This window comes from Streptomyces sp. NPDC026417 (assembly GCF_055567695.1).
The window spans coordinates 1-2,484 of record NZ_JBVHPY010000103.1 but is presented as its reverse complement, the minus strand read 5'-3'; the positions used below and the strand labels follow the sequence as shown (position 1 = coordinate 2,484).

The 2,484-nt window shown below is 59.8% G+C and carries 1 protein-coding gene and 2 pseudogenes; 1 reads left to right on the top strand and 2 read right to left on the bottom strand.

Annotated features, from left to right (window positions below; translation table 11 throughout):
- Nucleotides 1–304: 304 nt before the first annotated feature.
- Nucleotides 305–790: pseudogene (locus ACZ4NT_RS39110) on the bottom strand (IS110 family transposase); the annotation flags it as partial.
- Nucleotides 791–1,396: 606 nt separating this feature from the next.
- On the opposite strand from ACZ4NT_RS39110, the gene ACZ4NT_RS39105 reads away from it, so the two are divergent.
- The gene (locus tag ACZ4NT_RS39105; RefSeq protein ID WP_467730185.1) at nucleotides 1,397–2,008 is read left to right on the top strand and encodes a hypothetical protein; all 612 of its coding nucleotides are present in this window, start codon (nucleotides 1,397–1,399) and stop codon (nucleotides 2,006–2,008) included.
- 164 nt (nucleotides 2,009–2,172) lie between these two features.
- Here the strand turns inward: ACZ4NT_RS39105 and ACZ4NT_RS39100 are convergent.
- Nucleotides 2,173–2,398, bottom strand: a pseudogene (locus tag ACZ4NT_RS39100) (helix-turn-helix domain-containing protein); the annotation flags it as partial.
- Between the last annotated feature and the right edge of the window lie 86 nt (nucleotides 2,399–2,484).

Sequence of the window (2,484 nt, the reverse complement as noted above, 5' to 3'; positions counted from 1 at the left end):
GGCGGGGTAGTGCTTCATCCCCACAGGGACTCCGTTCTCCTGGACCATCAAGGCCCAAGTCTCTCCGGTGTCCAAAATCCGGGGTCAGGGCCCATCCTCCCAGCTCATCCACTACAGCCTCGCCGAGATCCGACGCCTGATCACCCGTCTCACCAACCGCCGCCCCACCCCGGTCGACCACATCCTGCACTGGTCGACATGGCGCCGCAGACGCCAACACCAGGCCCGCATCAGCCACTACAAACGCCGCGGCCACACACCACCAGGAACTGCCCAACCATCAGGCTAAAGACCGTTGCAGTACTAACGCGGGAAACATCTCAAGAAGCTGAGCCCGCAGACGGTTGATCTGCCGCGTTCGGTCGCAGACGAGATCGGTGCGGCAATCAGTCAGAGTTCGCAAGTCAACAGCTATCTCGTCGCCGGGCCGCAACAAGCCGAGGTCCTTGCGCATGCGCGCCTGGTCGGCAATGACGAAGGCGTCTTTGGCATACGTCTTGCTCTGGCCGCGGTAAGCCGTCGATGCCTGATGAACGGCCAGTCCAGTGAGGTAGACCATCGGTTGATCACGACCAAGCAGCAGCCCGATCAGCAGAGCGGCACCACCGTGGTTGATGTCCACCGCCCACAGCGCGTCGGCGGAGAAAGCAAGGACATCGCCGATCAGTCGTAGAAGCTCTGCCTCATCGTTGAGGACTCGACGCGACAGCAGGCGCTGCCCCTGCGCATCAATCACCACGCAATGGTGATGCTCCTTGCCGATGTCCATCCCCGCCCAGATCTCAGGCACGCTTACCTCCGCCGGCTCGTCACCTCACAGCGATCCCACAGACGACCGCGCCGACGTTGTCCTACACAGCGATCGAGTCGCGTATCCCAATTAGCGGTCGAGTCGTCTTGGGGCTCCGGGCGGCCAAGTCTCTTGAGCCATCAGACGGCGACACGCTCACAGCCATAGCCGAAGCCCCCCGGGGCCTTCACCGATCCTACGAATGACCGATCCAGGGCCCGTACCTGAAAGGTAGGACACGCCCTAGCCAACTCCGCCACCAAAGACGACAGATGAACTGTCGAGACGCCCGTGAACAACGCATGCGTCAGCACCGAACGCTCAATCATGTCCCTCACCAGCAGAACATGCCCACCCGCTATTACCCACCAACTCGTAAGGGCTGTCTCGCGTGGCGAGTTTGCGAGCTTCTTGTAGCAGGTCAGGGCGGCTGCGAGACCGAGGAAGGCCAGGAACACCCTCGCCTGCAGCCTCACCTGGAGGCACCTCAAGAAGACCCGAACATGATCGTGTTCCGAGCTCTACACATCCTCAGGGCCACCCCCCAATACTAATTCTTCACCCCTCATGTGACCATCGCGGGCAAGGCCCATCCACTCTGGAGGAATGATGAAGAAAGCTCTAGCTAAAACTAAGATCAAACTAGGCGCAGTCTGCGTCGCAGCCAGTGCGATCGCAGCAGGAATCCTGGTCATCGGCGGGGGACCAGGATCCGACACCCTCACTTTGCTTCCAAAAACTAAGTGCACTAAGATTTTTACACCACATACAAACGGCTTTGTCGATGACACCAATCACTGGGTTGCAGCTACCGACAAAGAGTATATTGGGATGCAGCAGCAAAGTTGCATAGAGTTCAAGAATGGAGATGACGGAACTCTCTACGCCCGCCCCCATGTAAAACTCAAAAATGCCAGCCAGGAAAGCGTGAAATTCGCCTCCATTATAACCATGCTGGCCGATACCGATACCGTGACCAATGAGGGAAAAGTAATTTCCCACCGCGAGTACAAACGGCCAGTGGGCGCATCGGGCCCCATTCCATTTGCGTCTGGCGAGAACGTGGAGGTATCTGGGCCCTGGGTTCACTTTTCACACTCAAGTAGCTTGCATTTGATCGATCGATTCGTCGGTGCCGATGGAAATTTGGGCGAAGGGCGAGGGTACTATAAAACAGGAAGCCTGCCTAGCCTTCCTGAACCTTCAATGTCTCTCTAGCATTTTGCACATAAATATTCCCCAGCTGATCCAGTTGGGGAATCTTTATGCCGCCGCACCCCCGTGGCAGGCGAAACTGTGGCAGCAGGAGGGATCGGTGCGGCACTCCTCCTCGGCGAAGGCGGGGCACCAACACTGGCGAACAGGTGCCGCACCCCGCCGTAACGGTTGTAGGTCGCTCGCCGCCGTCGACGCGGTTCGCGATCTGGTGTCAGTCCCAGAATCGGGCCGATGCGGGCGGGGCCGAGTTTTCGGTCCTGGCGCAGGCGGCACACCTGCGCTTCGGTCGTCGCCGTGGGTGCGGCGTGGTGTCGTGCGCGGCCGGCTGGAGCGGTCGTGCAGCCCTTGCTCACCCTCGGCTCGCCAGCGGCGGACCCACTCAGACCGTGTCCTGCATGGTCAGTTTGAGGAGCCGTTTGTAGCAGCAGAGGGCTGCGGCCAGTCCGAGAAAGGCCAGGTAGTTGCCTGGTTTCCGC